The 233-nt window shown below is 53.6% G+C and carries 1 protein-coding gene; it reads left to right on the top strand.

The features are described from left to right. Positions 1 to 233, top strand: a 233-nt coding sequence (locus tag HBA93_RS23750; protein ID WP_286202181.1) for an ABC transporter substrate binding protein, incomplete at both ends; no start/stop codon positions are given.

Raw genomic sequence — 233 nt, 5'->3', positions numbered from 1 at the left:
ATACGATTACAACACCGGTCTCGCAGGTTGCCAAGAAAGCACTGTGGGGTTCGGATATCCCTGTGGTCTTTGCCGCCGTGACCGATCCGGTGGAAGCAAAACTGGTTCCCTCATGGGATGCCGGTGATAAAGGCATGACCGGTGCAACCGATTTGCAAGATGTTGCTGCCATTATGGCCTTTACCAAAAAGCTGCTGCCGGAGGCAAAACGCTTTGGCGTGGCCTATAATCCG

The organism is Ochrobactrum sp. SFR4, assembly GCF_019730395.1.
In the GTDB taxonomy this organism is placed as follows: Bacteria; Pseudomonadota; Alphaproteobacteria; order Rhizobiales; family Rhizobiaceae; genus Pseudochrobactrum.
The sequence above is the reverse complement of the archived record's forward strand: the minus strand, read 5'-3'. Positions and strand labels throughout refer to the sequence as shown.